Genomic DNA, 458 nt, shown 5'->3' on the forward strand with positions numbered 1-458 from the left:
GGGGATCATTTTGGTAAAAATGTCAGTAGTTAGGTACTTTTAGGGGATCATTTTGGTAAAAATGTCAGTAGTTAGGTACTTTTAGGGGATCATTTTGTTAAAAACGTCAGTAGTTAGGTACTTTTAGGGGATCATTTTGGCCAAAATCGTTGTAGTTAGGTACTTTTAGGGGCTGATTTGCGATGTAGTTAGTCATTTTTGAAAAAATAATCCCCGCAAAGTCCCCAACTGTTGTCATTTTTGAAAAAATAATCCCCGCAAAGTCCCCAACTGTTGTCATTTTTGAAAAAATAATCCCCGCGAAGTCCCCAACTGTTGTCATTTAAAAAAAACGATCCCCGCAAAGTCCCCAACTGTTGTCATTTTTGAAAAAATAATCCCCACAAAGTCCCCAACTGTTGTCATTTTTGAAAAAATAATCCCCGCAAAGTCCCCAACTGTTGTCATTTTTGAAAAAA

1 protein-coding gene is annotated in these 458 nt (G+C 36.9%); it reads right to left on the bottom strand.

Features of this window, described 5'->3' with window-relative positions; translation table 11 throughout:
* Positions 1-106 precede the first annotated feature (106 nt).
* Complete coding sequence (locus OCH80_RS07795; protein WP_404539656.1) at positions 107-322, bottom strand: hypothetical protein; 216 nt, start codon at positions 320-322, stop codon at positions 107-109.
* Positions 323-458 lie beyond the last annotated feature (136 nt).

It is taken from the genome of Lactobacillus sp. 23-2, from assembly GCF_044902225.1.
In the GTDB taxonomy this organism is placed as follows: Bacteria; Bacillota; Bacilli; order Lactobacillales; family Lactobacillaceae; genus Lactobacillus; species Lactobacillus absianus.